Source organism: Hyphomicrobium sp., assembly GCF_035572195.1.
Lineage (GTDB): Bacteria > Pseudomonadota > Alphaproteobacteria > Rhizobiales > Hyphomicrobiaceae > Hyphomicrobium_B.
Map to the genome: position 1 here is coordinate 1 of NZ_DATNBA010000031.1, position 15,649 is coordinate 15,649.

At 60.2% G+C, this 15,649-nt stretch carries 14 protein-coding genes, 1 tRNA gene and 1 pseudogene; 7 read left to right on the forward strand and 9 right to left on the reverse strand.

Annotated features, from left to right (window positions below; translation table 11 throughout):
• Window positions 1-2: 2 nt before the first annotated feature.
• Both VN623_RS02900 and VN623_RS02905 read right to left on the reverse strand, forming a co-directional pair.
• Window positions 3-79: transfer RNA gene (locus tag VN623_RS02900), tRNA-Arg, on the reverse strand.
• Window positions 80-194: 115 nt separating this feature from the next.
• A complete protein-coding gene (locus VN623_RS02905; RefSeq protein ID WP_325567942.1) occupies window positions 195-512 on the reverse strand; it encodes a hypothetical protein in 318 nt (105 codons plus the stop codon).
• Between the two features lie 250 nt (window positions 513-762).
• Here VN623_RS02905 and polA point away from each other — a divergent pair, with 250 nt between their 5' ends.
• A complete protein-coding gene (gene polA, locus VN623_RS02910; RefSeq protein ID WP_325567944.1) occupies window positions 763-3,744 on the forward strand; it encodes a DNA polymerase I in 2,982 nt (993 codons plus the stop codon).
• Between the two features lie 97 nt (window positions 3,745-3,841).
• On the opposite strand, the gene VN623_RS02915 is transcribed toward polA, so the two are convergent.
• Both VN623_RS02915 and VN623_RS02920 read right to left on the reverse strand, forming a co-directional pair.
• Window positions 3,842-4,321, reverse strand: coding sequence for an MgtC/SapB family protein (locus VN623_RS02915; RefSeq protein ID WP_325567946.1), 480 nt, complete (start codon window positions 4,319-4,321; stop codon window positions 3,842-3,844).
• Window positions 4,322-4,372: 51 nt separating this feature from the next.
• The gene (locus VN623_RS02920; RefSeq protein WP_325567948.1) at window positions 4,373-5,800 is read right to left on the reverse strand and encodes a polyhydroxyalkanoate depolymerase; all 1,428 of its coding nucleotides are present in this window, start codon (window positions 5,798-5,800) and stop codon (window positions 4,373-4,375) included.
• Window positions 5,801-6,093: 293 nt separating this feature from the next.
• On the opposite strand from VN623_RS02920, the gene VN623_RS02925 reads away from it, so the two are divergent.
• A complete protein-coding gene (locus VN623_RS02925) occupies window positions 6,094-7,380 on the forward strand; it encodes an NTP/NDP exchange transporter (protein ID WP_325567950.1) in 1,287 nt (428 codons plus the stop codon).
• Between the two features lie 62 nt (window positions 7,381-7,442).
• Here the strand turns inward: VN623_RS02925 and infA are convergent, their stop codons facing one another.
• From infA to VN623_RS02940, 3 genes are all read right to left on the reverse strand, one after another.
• Window positions 7,443-7,745: a translation initiation factor IF-1 gene (gene infA / locus VN623_RS02930; RefSeq protein WP_325567952.1), complete on the reverse strand. Its 303-nt coding sequence runs from the start codon at window positions 7,743-7,745 to the stop codon at window positions 7,443-7,445.
• A 94-nt stretch (window positions 7,746-7,839) separates the two neighbouring features.
• Window positions 7,840-8,046, reverse strand: a complete 207-nt coding sequence (locus VN623_RS02935; protein WP_013214405.1) for a cold-shock protein — start codon at window positions 8,044-8,046, stop codon at window positions 7,840-7,842.
• Window positions 8,047-8,346: 300 nt separating this feature from the next.
• A complete protein-coding gene (locus tag VN623_RS02940; protein WP_325567955.1) occupies window positions 8,347-8,820 on the reverse strand; it encodes a YcbK family protein in 474 nt (157 codons plus the stop codon).
• 407 nt (window positions 8,821-9,227) lie between these two features.
• Here VN623_RS02940 and VN623_RS02945 point away from each other — a divergent pair, with 407 nt between their 5' ends.
• Together VN623_RS02945 and VN623_RS02950 are read left to right on the forward strand one after the other, a co-directional pair.
• Window positions 9,228-9,683, forward strand: a complete 456-nt coding sequence (locus tag VN623_RS02945) for a hypothetical protein (RefSeq protein ID WP_325567957.1) — start codon at window positions 9,228-9,230, stop codon at window positions 9,681-9,683.
• Window positions 9,684-9,777: 94 nt separating this feature from the next.
• The gene (locus tag VN623_RS02950) at window positions 9,778-10,062 is read left to right on the forward strand and encodes a hypothetical protein (RefSeq protein WP_325567958.1); all 285 of its coding nucleotides are present in this window, start codon (window positions 9,778-9,780) and stop codon (window positions 10,060-10,062) included.
• Between the two features lie 9 nt (window positions 10,063-10,071).
• Here VN623_RS02950 and lepA read toward each other — a convergent pair whose 3' ends face one another.
• Entirely contained in the window at window positions 10,072-11,874 is a 1,803-nt protein-coding gene (gene lepA / locus VN623_RS02955; RefSeq protein ID WP_325567960.1) for a translation elongation factor 4, read from the reverse strand.
• A gap of 181 nt (window positions 11,875-12,055) precedes the next feature.
• On the opposite strand from lepA, the gene VN623_RS02960 reads away from it, so the two are divergent.
• The 3 genes from VN623_RS02960 to VN623_RS02970 all read left to right on the forward strand — a co-directional run bounded on the left by VN623_RS02960 (window position 12,056) and on the right by VN623_RS02970 (window position 15,332).
• Window positions 12,056-12,625 carry a hypothetical protein gene (locus VN623_RS02960; RefSeq protein ID WP_325567962.1) on the forward strand — a complete coding sequence of 190 codons (570 nt, stop codon included), beginning with the start codon at window positions 12,056-12,058 and terminating at the stop codon, window positions 12,623-12,625.
• A gap of 317 nt (window positions 12,626-12,942) precedes the next feature.
• Window positions 12,943-13,902: an iron exporter MbfA gene (mbfA, locus tag VN623_RS02965; RefSeq protein ID WP_325567964.1), complete on the forward strand. Its 960-nt coding sequence runs from the start codon at window positions 12,943-12,945 to the stop codon at window positions 13,900-13,902.
• Window positions 13,903-14,075: 173 nt separating this feature from the next.
• Window positions 14,076-15,332, forward strand: a complete 1,257-nt coding sequence (locus VN623_RS02970) for a lytic murein transglycosylase (protein ID WP_325567966.1) — start codon at window positions 14,076-14,078, stop codon at window positions 15,330-15,332.
• Window positions 15,333-15,450: 118 nt separating this feature from the next.
• Here the strand turns inward: VN623_RS02970 and VN623_RS02975 are convergent.
• Window positions 15,451-15,649 (reverse strand): annotated as a pseudogene (locus VN623_RS02975) (NAD(P)/FAD-dependent oxidoreductase); the annotation flags it as partial.

The window sequence follows — 15,649 nt, forward strand, 5'->3', positions numbered from 1 at the left end:
AATGGCGCACCCGACAGGATTCGAACCTGTGGCCTCTGCCTTCGGAGGGCAGCGCTCTATCCAGCTGAGCTACGGGTGCTGAAGGCGAGACTGATAACCCATCCGGCATTCGCCCGCAATTGCAGCGGGCCACATCGGGTCCAGCCGGGGTGAGGCGGTGGCCTCACCCGCCAATTACGCGAAGTTGACCGCCATTAGTAGCGGCATGGCTTGGCGACGACGACGCATTTTGCAAGAAGTATCGCGCCTTTCTTGCAGTCCCACTGCTTGTTCTGTGCGCTCCAGAAGCTCGCGTAGCGAGGACCATAGAGGCTCCTTGCCGTCGCCTGCCAATTGGCGCGCGCTTCGACGCGGGCTTTGGCAGAGCCTGAGCCCAGAATGCCGGTGGCCGTCGCGGCACCCTCGACCGCGGCGCGGCAGCGCGGTGCGGCATTGGCGTCCGCAGAACCGAACCCGACGGCGATCATGGCGGCGGCGGCGACAACGGCCGCCATTTTCGTAGTCGTGCGCATGACAAAACTCCCTCGTGAATGTAATTGTTTGGCCACCCAATAAACGAACATCGGCGGACATCAGCCATGCGCCTGCGCCCCTGTCAACGGACGCCGCACGTAAGATGCGGATTACTGCAGTAATGTGCGAATACGGCCGCGATTTCGCGCTGTCGCGGTGTTTCGACGGCTTTCTCGGGAGTTTTTCCAGACCGGCTGGTCACGACGCCTGATCTCCCTATAGTGCCGCCTCATGACGAATCCTGAAAAAATGCAACACGCGAAATCTTCCTCGACCTCGACCGTCCCCGATGGCGAAAAATTGCCCGTTATCAAGGGCAGTCATGTCTACCTCATTGACGGTTCGGGCTACATCTTCCGCGCCTTCCACGCGCTGCCGCCGCTGACCCGACCGTCCGACGGCCTGCCGGTCGGCGCCGTGCACGGCTTCTGCCAGATGCTGTGGAAGCTCTTACGCGAGAGCAAGGTTTCGGAGGCCCCGACGCACATCGCCGTTATCTTCGACGCCGGCCGGGACACCTTTCGCAATGACATCTATCCGAAATACAAGGCGCAACGCCCGCCGCCACCGGACGAATTGATTCCACAGTTCCCGCTCATTCGTGACGCCGTCAAAGCCTTCAACGTGGCGTGCATCGAACTTGATCGCTTCGAGGCCGACGACCTGATCGCGACCTATGCCAAGGCGGCGGTCGATGCCGGCGGCGACGTGACGATCGTCTCGTCCGACAAGGACCTGATGCAGCTCGTGCGCCCCGGCGTCACGATGTTCGACGGCATGAAGGCCAAGCGCATCGGCCGCGACGAGGTGGTCGAGAAGTTTGGCGTGCCGCCGGAAAAGGTCATCGATGTGCAGGCTTTGGCGGGCGACTCCATCGACAACGTGCCGGGCGTCCCGGGCATCGGCATTAAGACGGCGGCCGAGCTGATCGCTACTTATGGCGATCTCGATACGCTGCTCGCCCGGGCAGGAGAGATCAAGCAACCGAAGCGTCGCGAAAAGCTCATCGAGTTTGCCGAGCAGGCGCGCGTCTCGCGTCAGCTCGTGACGCTGAAGGACGATGTACCGCTTCAGATCACCATCGAGACGTTCGGGGTGCAGGATCCCAATGCCGAGACACTGTTGAGCTACCTGAGAATGATGGAGTTCAACACACTTACAAAGCGCATCGCGGAAGGCTTGGGCGCAGAGGCGCCGCCGCCGCTCGCCGTTTCGGTCGGTGCCAGCCTCAAAGCGCCATCGCAGACAGGCGAGAAGAGCCTTGCGGCCCTGGAGGCGTCGGCGCCCGAGTCCGCAACGCCAGCGGCAGCGGTTGCAGCCGGTGCCGCACTGGCACGCGCCAAGCCGATCGATCGCAGTCGTTACGAGACGGTGACGACACGCGCTCAACTCGATGATTGGGTACGACGGGCACGCCAAGCGGGCCGCGTCGCTTTCGATACCGAGACGACCAGTCTCGACGCGATGCACGCCGGTCTCGTCGGCTTATCGCTCGCCGTTATGCCAGGCGAAGCCTGTTATGTGCCGTTGGGGCATACGGGTCCCGGAAACGATTTGTTCGGCGGCGCCGATACCCGCCCGCCGCAGCTCGCGACCGTCGAAGCACTCGAAGTCTTGGGTCCATTGCTCGCAGACGCGTCCGTCCTGAAGATTGGGCACAACATCAAGTACGACGCGCTGGTAATGAAGCACCACGGCATCGATATCGCGCCATTCGACGATACGATGCTGCTCTCTTATGTGCTCGACGGCGGCCGCAACGCGCACGGAATGGACACTCTGGCCGAACGCCACCTCGGCCACACGTGCATGTCGTTCTCCCAGGCGATGGGACATGCGCCGGGCGCCAAGAAATCCGAGAAGACGTTTGCCGCCATGCCACTGGACAAGGCAACCGAATACGCTGCCGAAGACGCCGACGTGACGCTGCGCTTGTGGATGGCGCTGAAGCCGCGTCTTGCCGCTGAACGGATGACGACGGTCTACGAGACGCTCGAGCGAGCGCTGGTTCCGTCTATCCTGGCGATGGAGCACGCCGGCATCAAGGTTGATCGTGCCATCCTTTCCCGCCTCTCCAGTTCGTTCGCTCAACGCGCTGTTCGCTTGGAAGAAGAAATCTACGGACTTGCCGGTCACAAATTTAATCTCGGATCTCCGAAGCAACTCGGCGAATTCTTGTTCGACAATCTGAAGCTTCCCGGCGGCAAGCGGACGAAGTCAGGACAGTGGGAAACGCGCGCCAACCTGCTCGATGACCTCGCCGCCAACGAAGAGCTTCACGGCGACGCCCGCCGCCTCATCAATACGATGCTCGAATGGCGGCAGATGACGAAGCTCCGGTCGACCTATACCGACGCGCTGCCGGAATACATCGACCCCAGCACGGGCCGCATCCACACGAGCTACGCGCTCGCGGCGACGTCGACGGGACGCCTCGCCTCGTCCGATCCGAATTTGCAGAACATCCCGATCCGCACCAAGGAAGGTCGCGAAATCCGCACCGCCTTCATCGCCGACGACGGCATGAAGCTGGTCTCGGCCGACTATTCGCAAATCGAGCTGCGCGTGCTCGCCCATGTTGCAGACATCCCGCAGTTGAAGAAAGCTTTCGCGGAAGGTCTCGACATCCACGCGATGACGGCATCGGAAATGTTCGGCGTGCCGGTGAAGGATATGCCGAGTGAGGTGCGCCGACGCGCCAAAGCGATCAACTTCGGCATCATCTATGGGATCTCTGCGTTCGGGCTCGCGAACCAGTTGAGCATCAGCCGCGAAGAGGCGGGCGATTACATCAAGACGTACTTTCAGCGCTTTCCCGGCATTCGCGACTACATGGATGCGACGAAGAAGGCGGCGCACGCGCACGGCTTCGTTGAAACGATTTTCGGGCGGCGCATGCATTTTCCCGAGATCAACACCAAGAACCCGTCGATGCGTGGCTTCCTCGAACGCGCCGCGATCAACGCGCCGATTCAGGGCTCGGCGGCCGACATCATCAGGCGCGCGATGATCCGCATGCCGGCGGCGCTCGAGCGGGCCAAGCTCGCGTCGGCGCGAATGCTGCTGCAGGTGCACGACGAGCTTGTGTTCGAGGTGGCGGACGCCGAGGCAACTTTGCTGATCAGAGTCGCACGTCAGGTTATGGAAACCGCCGCCGAGCCCGCACTCAAGCTTTCAGTTCCAATTCATGTCGACGCCAAAGCCGCCGCGAATTGGGACGAAGCGCACTGAGTTGGATTCCCTCTCCCGTGAGGACGTGGAGAGAGTAGAGCGCGGCACATCGCGTCCGGGATGACAACTATTGTGAGTGCAGGGAGAGGAAGAGAACTCAATCGTCGTCGCGCGTGTGCAAAACGTCTTCGGTTTCGTCGGGTGCCTTTTTCGGCGGCTTTGGCCAAATTTTATCGCCGACGAAATCAAGAAGCAGAACGCCGATGGCAAGCGCCGTCGCGATGATCGCGATCTTCAGCTCGCCGAGCCCGCACATCAGCCCGATCGCAGCAGTGAGCCACACTGCGGCAGCAGTCGTCAGTCCTTTGACCTGCCGAATTTTATCCCGCTGCAGGATCACACCGGCGCCGAGAAACCCGATGCCGGTGACGACGCCCTGAGCGATGCGGCTGAAGGCGTCGGGATCGCCGGTCCTGAGCCCTGCAACAGCAACCACGCAGGCGCCGAGAGAGACGATTGCCATCGTGCGAAAACCGGTCGGCATCCGGCGCAAATCGCGCTCAAGACCAATAACGCCGCCGCAGAGGACAGCGGTCGCGAGACGCAGAACGACATCAATATCGGAAGGCGCAAGCATGGCCGGCGCAGTCTAGCAAATCGTCGACTGCTGCAAAACGTAATCGAAAAACTAGTCGACGAATGGCGATGGCGGATGCTTGCCGTTGGCCCCATTGGCGCCGTTGAGCGCACCGTTCGGCTTCGCGCGCCACTCGGGCGTGACGTCCGATGCGGGCGTGACCACCGCCGCGGCCGTGACCTCCAAAGTGTCTCTTGCGATGCGTATCGGCTGAGGGCTGCGCGTGTCTTCGCTGCCGGCTAGCCGCTTGTATTCGATCGTGCGAATGAACTCGCGGATGCGCGGCTGAATCTCGGTGCGCCAGCGTGTGCCGTTAAACACACCGAAATGGCCGACGCCCTGCTGCACATAATGGACCTTTTCATCGTCCGGAACCGACGTGCAGAGATCGTGTGCGGCCTCGGTTTGGCCAAGTCCACAAATATCGTCGCGTTCGCCCTCGACCGTCATGAGCGCAGTATTCTTGATGGCCGAGCAGTCGACGTATTCGTGACGGTGCATCAATTTCCTGTCGGGAAGCAGATGATCCTGAAAAACGGTCTGCACCGTCTGCAGGTAGAATTCCGCCGTCAGATCCATGACGGCGAGATATTCCTCGTAAAACGTTCGGTGCTGGTTGACGCTGTCGCAGTCGCCCTTGACGAGGTTGTTGAAGAGATCGACGTGGGCGTTCATGTGGCGCTCGAGGTTCATGGTCATGAACCCGGTCAACTGCATGAAGCCCGGATAAACGGGCCGCATGAATCCTGCGTGAGGGAAGGGCACGGTCAAGATGACATTGTTCTCGAACCACGCCATCGATTTCCGTGCCGCGAGATCGTTCACCTTCGTCGGGTTGCGGCGCGTGTCGATCGGGCCGCCCATCAGGACAAGTGTGGCGGGCTGGCAATCCTCGTTGCGCGTTGCCATCACCGCCGTGGCGATGAGCGCCGGTACCGCCGGCTGGCAGACGGCCATCACATGCGTGTTCGGGCCGATGAAGCGAATGAAATCGACGAGATAGTCGACGAAGTCGTCGAAGTCGAAGCGTCCGGCGGCGAGTGGCACGTTGCGGGCGTCGGCCCAATCCGTAATGTAAACGTCATGCTCCGGCAGCATGGCCTCGACGGTGCCGCGCAGCAGCGTCGCGTAATGGCCCGACATCGGTGCGATGACGAGAACTTTGGGGTCGTTCCGCTTTCCGCTTTCGGCCTCGTCGCGGCCAAAATGAATGAGGTTGCAGAAGGGTTTTGATAAGACGATCTCTTCGTGGATCGCCACATCGAGCCCCCCGATCGCCACGCTCTTGATGCCGAATTCCGGCTTGCCGTAGCGCCGCGTGATGTTCTCGAACACTTCGCAAGCCGCGACCATGTTCTTGCCGACGGTCGTGTAACCCATCGGGTTCAGCGGCCACCCAACCGTCTGCCGGAGGGCCTGAACACCGAATCGGACGGGAGACATGAACGCGTGAGCCATTTCATAGGCGTAGTAGTTCATCTCACTCCGAATCCTTGTTTTTTTGCCGTTTTTCGGCCTGTCTCCGGATCGCAAAGCAGCATGTTGTTGCTGCATTGCGATTAGTATAGGCCGTTCGACTTATGTCACAATCCAGAAAACGTTTGCGTACCTAATGATAACGCGCACACATGCAGGAAAGGTACAGTCCCGTGGGGAACACCTGTGAGTACGAATCCTTGCTGCGCTGCGTCATCTGCTTTCGCGGCTGTGAACAGCCATGCAATTGATTAATTGAAGCCACGACCTCCCGGACAATTCCTGTACGGACTTCCATGACAACGCAGGATCCCACCCCGGCGGCTTCAGTGTCTCGGCTGCGGCGCATTGTCAGCGTCGAGCCGCACGAGGTTGCGGCCCTCCTGGCCTCGTTCGCGATGTTCTTCGCGCTTCTGTCCGCTTACTACATCATCCGCCCTGTCAGGGACGAGATCGGCGTGACGCTTGGCAAGGAGGCGCTGCACCAGCTTTTCACGGTCGTCTTTTTCGTGATGGTCGCTTTGGTGCCGCTGTTCGGCTTCGTCGCCTCGCGCTTTCCGCGACGGCTCGTTCTACCCGCCGTCTACATTTTCTTTGCATCTAATCTTGTCGTCTTTTGGTTTGCGATGAGAGCGGCTCCGGACAACCTTTGGGCTGCCGGCACGTTCTTCGTCTGGGGCAGCGTCTTCAACCTTTTCGTCGTCTCGCTTTTCTGGAGCCTGATGTCGGAGCTCTGGTCGCAGGACGAAGCGAAACGGCTTTACGGATTTATCTCAGCCGGTGGCACCGCAGGTGCTCTTGCCGGACCTTTGCTGACGCGGGGGCTCGTCAGGCTATTGGCGCCGCCTGACTTGCTGCTCGTATCGGCCGCCTTGCTGTTCGCATCGATGAGTGCGGGTCTTGCTGTGCGGTCTCTGCGGCCGAAGAGAAACGAACGCGAAATGGAGCCTGCAGGCGGCGGCATCCTCGAAGGTGCCGTAAAGGTTTTCACGACGCCGATATTTGCACGCATTGCGCTGTTCGTCTTTCTGGCGAACGTCGTCGGTACGTTTTTTTATTTGGAACAGGCGCGCGTCGTCGCTCTTTCGATTCCGGGCAGCGCCGCGCGTATCGCGTTTTTTTCGGGCCGCGATCTGACGGTCAGCGTCGCGACATTCTTGATCGAGGTCTTTGGCACGGCCAGAGTTCTGCGCCGCTTCGGATTGACGACGGCGTTGATCGCGCTTCCGGCAACTGCGCTGCTCGGCACGCTCGCTCTCAGTTTCGATGCGGCACTGTGGGTGGTAGCCGCCGTGATGGTCGCCGAGCGCGTCGTGGCGTTTTCGCTCGCAAATCCGGCAATAAAGGTCCTCTACACGCTCGCGACGACGGATGAAAAATACAAGGTTCAGAACTTCATCGACACCGTCGTCTTTCGTGGCGGCGACGCGACGTCGGGGTGGCTATATGCATTTCTAAGCGGAGGGGCGGGCTTCGCTGCGAGCACCACTGCAGCGGTCGCGATGCCGATGGTGCTCGCGTGGTTTTGGGTGGCCCAGCGTCTCGGCGCCGGCCACCGGCGGCACGAAGCTGCGATCAGTTGAAGGTTAGGCTGCTTAAACGTCGTTTTGCAGAAGTTTATTGAACGCCCTTCGGAGCGGGCGGATTAGCGCCCGCCGCGACGCGGTGGGCCGCCGCTCGAACGCGCCGTGCCTGCAACTGCGCCGTCACCACTGCTTCCCGGACGCCCGTCTTTGTGACGGAAGTTGATGCGGCCTTTGGTGAGATCGTATGGCGTCATCTCGACCGTCACACGGTCGCCGGCAAGAATACGGATGCGGTTTTTCTTCATCCGTCCCGAGGTGTACGCGATCACCTCATGCCCGTTGTCGAGCTTCACGCGGCAACGGGCGTCGGGCAGAACCTCGGCCACCACGCCCTCGAACTCGAGCATTTCTTCTTTCGCCATCCGGTCTCCTGAACCCTCTTTTGTCTGAACCTAAATATGAAAAGCGGGGAGCAGACGAGCTGCTCCCCGCATGCGTGGAGTGGTCTCGAAATCCTTAGAGCGGACGAAGGTTCACGGCAGCGATCTTGCCGTTTCGTCCACGCTCGGTTTCGAAGTAGATCTTTTGGCCTTCGCGCAGCGACTGAAGGCCGGCCCGCTCAACGGCAGAAATGTGAACGAAAACATCGTTGCCACCTTCTTCCGGTTGAATAAAGCCGTAACCTTTTTGGCCATTGAACCACTTCACCGTCCCGTTCGACATCAATTGCCTCCAAAGCAAACAGGCGTCCTCCGGCAGAATGACGGAGGCCATCAAATCGCGCGATGGAGACGTCTTAGAGGCAGGCGGTAGCGCTGTCGAAGAGTAAGCCAAGGCGTGTTCGATGGCGACTATATGCCTTGCTCCCGCGGGAAAGGCAAGATCGCCGCAGGCCCATTTCGGCTTGAACGACCGAGCCCAGAGCCTTGAAATTCCGCCGGTTTCACGGCGCCCCGGGGATACCGTTTACGACGCTGGAAGGAAGAATTGGCGGGCCCCCCTGAGGCGCCCGCCAGGCGCCTGTCAGGTGCGTCCGCTTGGACGGTTCAAGGCCACGAAGTGCGGGCCGACATCAACGTGGATGTGGTCCATGTCGTTATAGGTCATGACGCCGCCGGAGTGGTGGTTAGCGATCAGCCATCTGACGACCTCGCCTTTTCTACCCCGTACGCGGAAATCGATGGCCTGGCCGGAAGCATGCTTCGACGGTGTCCTGGTGCCTGCGATGCGAGCGCCCGGACGGCAGGTCGAGACGAGTTCGACATTTCCGAAGTGGCTTCGAATCCGGCCGAGCAGGTTGCGGGCGGCGGACGTCAGGCACGTTGTGGAGATACCGGAGGTATTTCTGGAATACCGGTGGCCGGAGTGCCGGTGACTGGTTTTCGCGTGACGCGAGTATCGGTAGCCGTTGTCGGAGTACGACCTGGCCTCGACGGCGGTCGGTACAAATGCGGCCGCAAGCAGTAGTGAAAGCACAGCAATAGAACCCTTACGCATGGGAAGTCCTTCGTTCTGTTCAGTGATGGAAAAAACCCAAATCAACGCCTGGCCACGCCCTTGGGCGGGCAGCAGTGGCCGAAGCTCTGCAACGGCGTTGTCAGGGTGAAGGGAAGCCGCGAGCGCCAGCTACCCGGATGCCGCGGCCAGCTCTAAGTCGAGTTGGGTGGAGCCCCGTCGCGTGGCGACATGCGGCCCGGTTGTGCGGCGCACACTCAAAGCGGGATGCAAAGGGCGGAAATGAGGCGGGTCGTGTCACACCGAGCAAAAGTCAGCGCCGAAACCGCAAATCGGGTCGGCTCGATTTTGTAGATCACACACCAAACTTTGGAGCGGTCGGGGAAGACAGAGCATTATGGTCGCGCTAGAACGGCGGGCACAGGGAACGGTCAAGAAGGGGAACGACTATGAATGCCTTGAAAAGTATCGTGGTGGGATTCATCGCCGGTGCGATCGCGGCAGTGACGGTGCAGGAGTTCATAAGCTGGCTCTTTGTGCAGTATTGGACGGGCTGGAGCGAAATTCCGTGGAGCACGGAGCCCGTGCAGAGTTTGGTCGTTCCGGAAGTCGTTCTGCCGTGGATCGCAAGTACCGCGGTGACCGGTGGCCTCTGGGGCGCTCTTTTCGGCTTGATACTCGGGTGGAAGCCGCAAGGCATGATGACCATCCGCGGCGCTATCCTCGGCTTGATCGGCCCAGGTCTGATCGCGGCATTTTTAACCGTGCCGTATCTGGCTCACAGGTCGTCGCCTTTGCTCGATGGCAACGTCAGCGAGATCGTGCCGATACTTTGCATCGCAGCCGGCTTTGGGGCCGTTGCGGCTTGGCTTTACGGTCTGTTCAGCTTCGGGCGTCTGCCGTAAGCCTTTCGCGCCGGACCATTTGAATCGGCGATGCCGCGACACCGGCGCTCTGGCAATCCGGCGCCGGTGTCCCTATGTGCCGGAGGGTGTGTCCGTGACCGGCTACGGCGAAAAGGTCAGCGCGAAAATGTTCAGGATTGTTTTTGTATTAGCTGGCGCGATGGCGGCCATGTCGCTCGGATGGGCGCCGGCCGAGGCAGGTGGCTATAAGGCGAAGCGGTTGCATGCCGATCGCGTCGAACGCGATTGCACGCCGATCAACGGTCGCTACGGCTATTACGGTAATCCGTGGTGCGATACGGGTTCGTCCCGCCCTCCGGACATCGAGTTTCGCCAGCGCCGGGCCGCGCAATACCGCTACTGGAGAGCCGGACGATAAGCGCTCCTATCAATTCTCGTCCATCTTGAGCGCGGCGATGAACGCCTCCTGCGGTATCTCGACCTTGCCAAATTCCCGCATCTTCTTCTTGCCGGCCTTCTGCTTGTCGAGAAGTTTGCGCTTGCGCGTAATGTCGCCGCCGTAACATTTTGCGATAACGTCCTTGCGCAGCGCCCGGATCGTTTCGCGCGCGATGACCTTGGCACCGATCGCCGCCTGAATCGGAATCTGAAAGAGGTGAGGCGGGATCAGATCCTTCAGCTTTTCGCACATCGAGCGGCCGCGGCTTTCAGCCCGCGCCTTGTGGACGATGATCGAGAGGGCGTCGACTGGCTCGCCATTGACGAGGATCGACAACTTGACGAGGTCGCCTTCCTCGTAACCCACGATGTGATAATCGAACGATGCGTAGCCGCGCGACACGCTTTTCAGGCGGTCGTAGAAATCGAACACGACTTCGTTCAGCGGCAGCTCGTAGATCACCATGGCGCGCGAACCGGCGTAAGTCAGTTGCTTCTGGCGGCCGCGCCGATCCTGGCAAAGCTTCAAAACGGCGCCGAGATAATCGTCCGGCACCAGGATCGTGGCTTCGATCCAGGGCTCCTCGATATGATCGATCTTGACGACGTCCGGCATGTCGGCCGGATTGTGCATTTCGATGATCGTGCCGTCGTTCATATGCAGATGATAGATGACGCTAGGCGCGGTTGTGATGAGATCGAGATTGAATTCGCGCTCGAGTCGTTCGGTGATGATTTCGAGATGCAGCAGCCCGAGGAAGCCGCAACGGAAGCCAAAGCCCAGTGCGGCGGAGCTTTCCGTCTCGAATGAAAAGCTTGCGTCGTTGAGGCGTAAGCGGCCCATGGCGTCGCGCAGGTCTTCGAAATCCGCGGCGTCGACGGGAAAAAGTCCGCAGAAGACGACGGGCTGCGCCGGCTTGAATCCAGGCAGGGCTTCCGACGTCGGATTTTTCTCGTCCGTCACGGTATCGCCGACGCGCGTGTCGGCGACTTCCTTGATCGCCGCGGTGAAAAACCCGACTTCGCCAGGCCCAAGCCGATCGACGGTTTCCTGCTTCGGTCTAAAAATTCCGACGCGATCGACCTGGTAGCTGCCGTCCGTCGCCATCATCTTAACGCGCTGGCCCTTCTTCAAGTGGCCGTCGATAACGCGAACCAGAACGATGACGCCGAGATAAGCGTCATACCAACTGTCGATGAGCATGGCCTTCAGCGGCTTTGATCCGTCGCCCTTGGGCGGCGGCAAACGTTCGACAATGGCCTCGAGCACGGCCTCGACGTTGAGACCGGTTTTGGCCGAAACCCCGATGGCACCTGAGGCGTCGATCCCGATGACGTCCTCGATCTGCTGTTTGACGCGATCGGCGTCGGCGGCCGGAAGATCGATCTTGTTCAGCACGGGCAGAATTTCGAGATTGTTGTCGAGGGCCTGGTAGACGTTGGCGAGTGTTTGCGCCTCGACGCCCTGGCTTGCGTCGACGACGAGGATCGCGCCTTCGCACGCCGCGAGCGACCGCGAGACTTCGTAGGCAAAATCGACGTGGCCGGGAGTGTCCATCAGATTTAGCTGATAGGTGTTCCCGTCCTTCGCGAGATAGTCGAGACGAACGGTCTGGGCCTTGATCGTGATGCCCCGCTCGCGTTCGATGTCCATCGAATCGAGGATCTGTTCTTTCATCTCGCGATTGGTGACGTTGCCGCAGAGCTGGATTAGCCTGTCGGACAGGGTCGATTTCCCGTGATCGATGTGAGCAATTATCGAGAAATTACGAATGCGTGCGATGTCGGTCATGGGCGGGGCTCATAGCACCCGGAACCACAGGGCAAAAGGGGCGTTACGCCAGGTAGCCCGTTCGCGCGCCGGCCGCATCGCCGCATCGCGGCATAGCCCCATCACGCTAAGGCTGGCCAGTTTGACGCCCGTGTGCGACAAACGACCAAGACCAATGCATAGAACGCCGGGAGAGAACGATATGGCGAATTCACCGTTCGATGCCAATCCCGCCTTCACCAAGCTTGGCGAGGATAGCCGTAAAGCCGTCATACAAGCCTTCGATGCGATGTCGAACTGGCGCTCGGAGCTTGCCGAAATCAGCGAGAAAAACAGTGACGCCGTGTTCGACAAGATGTCGGAGGCCGCCAAGGCGCTTGGCTGGCCCACTGATTTTGTCGAACTCAGCCGCAAGCAGATGCAGAACGCGTCAAGAATGCAGCTTCAGGCCGTCGATCAGGTCATGGGCATTTGGGAGAAACAGGCAAAATCGCTTGGAACGCCGGCCCAATTTCCAAACTTCCCGAACTTCCCGAATATACCGGGCTTTGGAGCCGCGAACGCGTCTTCGCAATTCCCCGGGGTCGGTCCTGGCATGTTCCCTGGAATGCCGGATCTCGGATCGGCGCAGATGGCTCCGATCCAATTCTGGATGCAGGCCGCCGAGATGTGGCAGAAGGGCTGGCAGCAGGCGATGTCGACTTGGATGGATGCGCAGCAAAGCGCCATGAACAAGGGCAGCTCTTCGAGCAATAAGACCAACTCGAGGTAAGCCGTTAAACGCGGTTCTGAGATTTGGGCGCCGGTTTCGCAAGGACCGGCGCTTTTAATTTGTCCGCGTGCCAGTTGACCCGTGCCGTCTTGCATCCAGTTCGCCGCGTGTGGGCAAGCTGTGAAATCGCCCCCAGCCTTCAGAGGCGCTTGGCGCGTCGCAAGGCGAAACGACTTTCTGTTCAAGGAAACGTTCGCCGTTCGCGTCCACATTACCGGCCTTCTCGAGGATTGCGTCCCGCCAAGATGTGGGATAGAGATTAGAACTATTCTAATCTGCGCTCGGCATGCGTTCCGTGCCTTTCAGAAGGTCTTTCGATGCGGCGGCGGTTCACCGACCTTGATCAGCGCGAAATCCTGGCTCTGGCCATCTCCCTCGAGGAGGAACACGGCCGCATCTACGCTGATTATGCCGCCGGCCTCGGGGCCGACTATCCGGCATCGGCCAAGGTTTTCACCGAGATGGCGGACGAGGAGAACCTGCACCGCCGTTGGCTAATCGATCTCTTTCGTCAGAAATTCGGAGACCACATCCCGCTGATCCGGCGCCAGGACGTGTCCGGTCTCGTGCGCCACGATCCGATTTGGACGGTCCGCCCGCTGGGCCTCGCGAAAGTGCGCCAGCAAGCCGAAGCCATCGAACTGGAGACGCGCAGCTTTTACGGGTCAGCGCTCGAGCGCGCATCCGATGCGGAAATTCGCAAGCTGCTCGGCGATCTGATCGCCGCGGAAGATCAACACATCGGCCTAGCGCATCAGCTGTCGGAGCACGAGCTGACGAAGGATGCGAAAGCTGCAGAATCGAAAGCAGAACGCCGCGCATTTGTCCTCCAGTATGTGCAGCCGGGCTTGACCGGTTTGATCGACGGCTCGATTTCAACTCTCGCGCCGATCTTCGCCGCGGCGTTCGCAACTCACAACACGTGGCAGACATTTCTTGTCGGCCTCGCGGCGTCCGTCGGCGCGGGAATTTCGATGGCCTTCGCCGAGGCTCTTGCCGACGACGGCCAGATTTCCGGCCGCGGCAATCCGTGGGTTCGTGGCGGCGTTACCGGATTGATGACCGCGCTCGGCGGCCTTGGCCACACGCTGCCCTATCTCATCTCCGACTTCCGGACAGCGACGACGATCGCTATCGCCATCGTCTTCGTCGAGCTGTGGATCATCGCCGGAATACGCGCCCGATTTATGGATACTAGGTTCTTCAGGGCTGCGCTCGAGGTGGTCGTCGGCGGCTCCATCGTCTTTGCGGTCGGCGTCCTGATCGGCAACGCCTAAGAGCGCTTCGTCTGAAGAAAACGCGGTGGAACAAATATCTGACGCGAAGTCACTGTCTAATTCGGCCGTGTTCCAGACATTACGCCGCGATAAGCCTCACTGAAGCCATAGTCTCTTGACGCAGTCGCCGCCGGTGGCACAGTGCCGGCCATTCAACGGGTGAAGGCATTCCCATGCGCGCAGTTTTTCACGTTTTAACGTTCGCGATGCTCGTGCTTGCAACGATGGCCGGGAACGCCAGCGCCGAGAACACGCCGCCGCCGGCGGCCAACAAGCGGAATTGTCAGAACACGGTGCCCTTCAGCAGCTGGATCGAGGATTTTAAGCGCGAAGCCGTCTCCGAGGGTATTCAACCACGCACGATCGAAGCGGCCATTGGTGGCATGACGCCGGATATGAGCGTCATTGCGCGCGACCGCAAGCAAGGCTTCTTCACGCAGACCTTCATCCAATTTTATTTCAAGATCGCAACGAAAAGCCGTGAGCAGACCGGTCGCGTCTACTTGAAAAAATACCGGCCGATCTTTGAACGCGCTGAAAAAGATTTCGGAGTGCCGGGCCCGGTCATCACTGCCTTCTGGGCGCTCGAAAGCGACTTTGGCGGCGGCATGGGCGACCTTCCGGTCATGCGTTCACTGCTGACCCTTGCCTGGGACTGCCGGCGGGGCGATCTCTTCCGCGGAGAGCTGAAGGCGGCAATGAAGATCATCGAGCGCGGCGACCTCAAGCCCAACGAAATGATCGGTTCCTGGGCCGGCGAACTTGGCCAGACGCAATTCCTGCCGCAGCACTATTACAATTACGCCGTCGACTACGACAACGACGGTCGTCGCGACCTTATCCGCGATATTCCGGACATCATCGGATCGACAGCGAAGTTCATAGCCTCGATGGGCTGGCAGCGCGGTGAGCCTTGGCTGGAAGAAGTTCATCTGACGAAAGAGCTGCCTTGGGACAAGGCCGATCTCGACATCCTGCTGCCGCGCTCGCAATGGGTCGAATGGGGTGTGGAAGGGGTAGCGAATAAGCTTCCGGCCGACGGTCTCCAAGCCTCGCTGCTGCTTCCGATGGGCCGCAATGGTCCGGCTTTCCTCGCGTACCCCAATTTCCGCGTCTATACGCAGTGGAACCAGTCGTTGACGTACGCGATGACGGCGGCGCACCTCGCGGACCGTATGGCCGGTGCACCGAGCCTAGGCCGCTCCAGCGGCGGCAACGTCGACTCGTTGAGTTATGAGCAGACCAAGGAGCTGCAGCAACTCCTACGGCGGCGTGGCCTCGACGTCGGCGAGATCGACGGCAAGCTAGGGGCCGGCACGCGTAAGGCCGTCAAACAAATGCAGATTAAGTTTGGCCTGCCGGCGGATAGCTACCCCACCGCCGAATTGCTGAATGCCCTGCGCGGCCGGACCCAGAGTTCACTCGAGTGAGTTGAGCGGCCGGGCGTCCAGTCACGACGTCATGGCCGCCTCTCCCGTTAGGGTCTTCATTTGGCTCTGTAAGGCCGGGTCCAGCCCAGCCACGAGATTGAACGAATTGGCCGCTGCTCTAGTGCAGCTTGACTTGCGGCTCGGTACGCCGCGTCAGCAGACGCGAGACGCTATCGAGCGCCACCTTGATGGGGCCATGCAGCGCCATTTCGTGCATCTTATACAACGAGCGATACATTATTTTCGCGAACCAGCCTTCGATGCGCATCGACTTGCCGGAGATGAAGCCCATCAAATTGCCGACCGTCGAATAATTG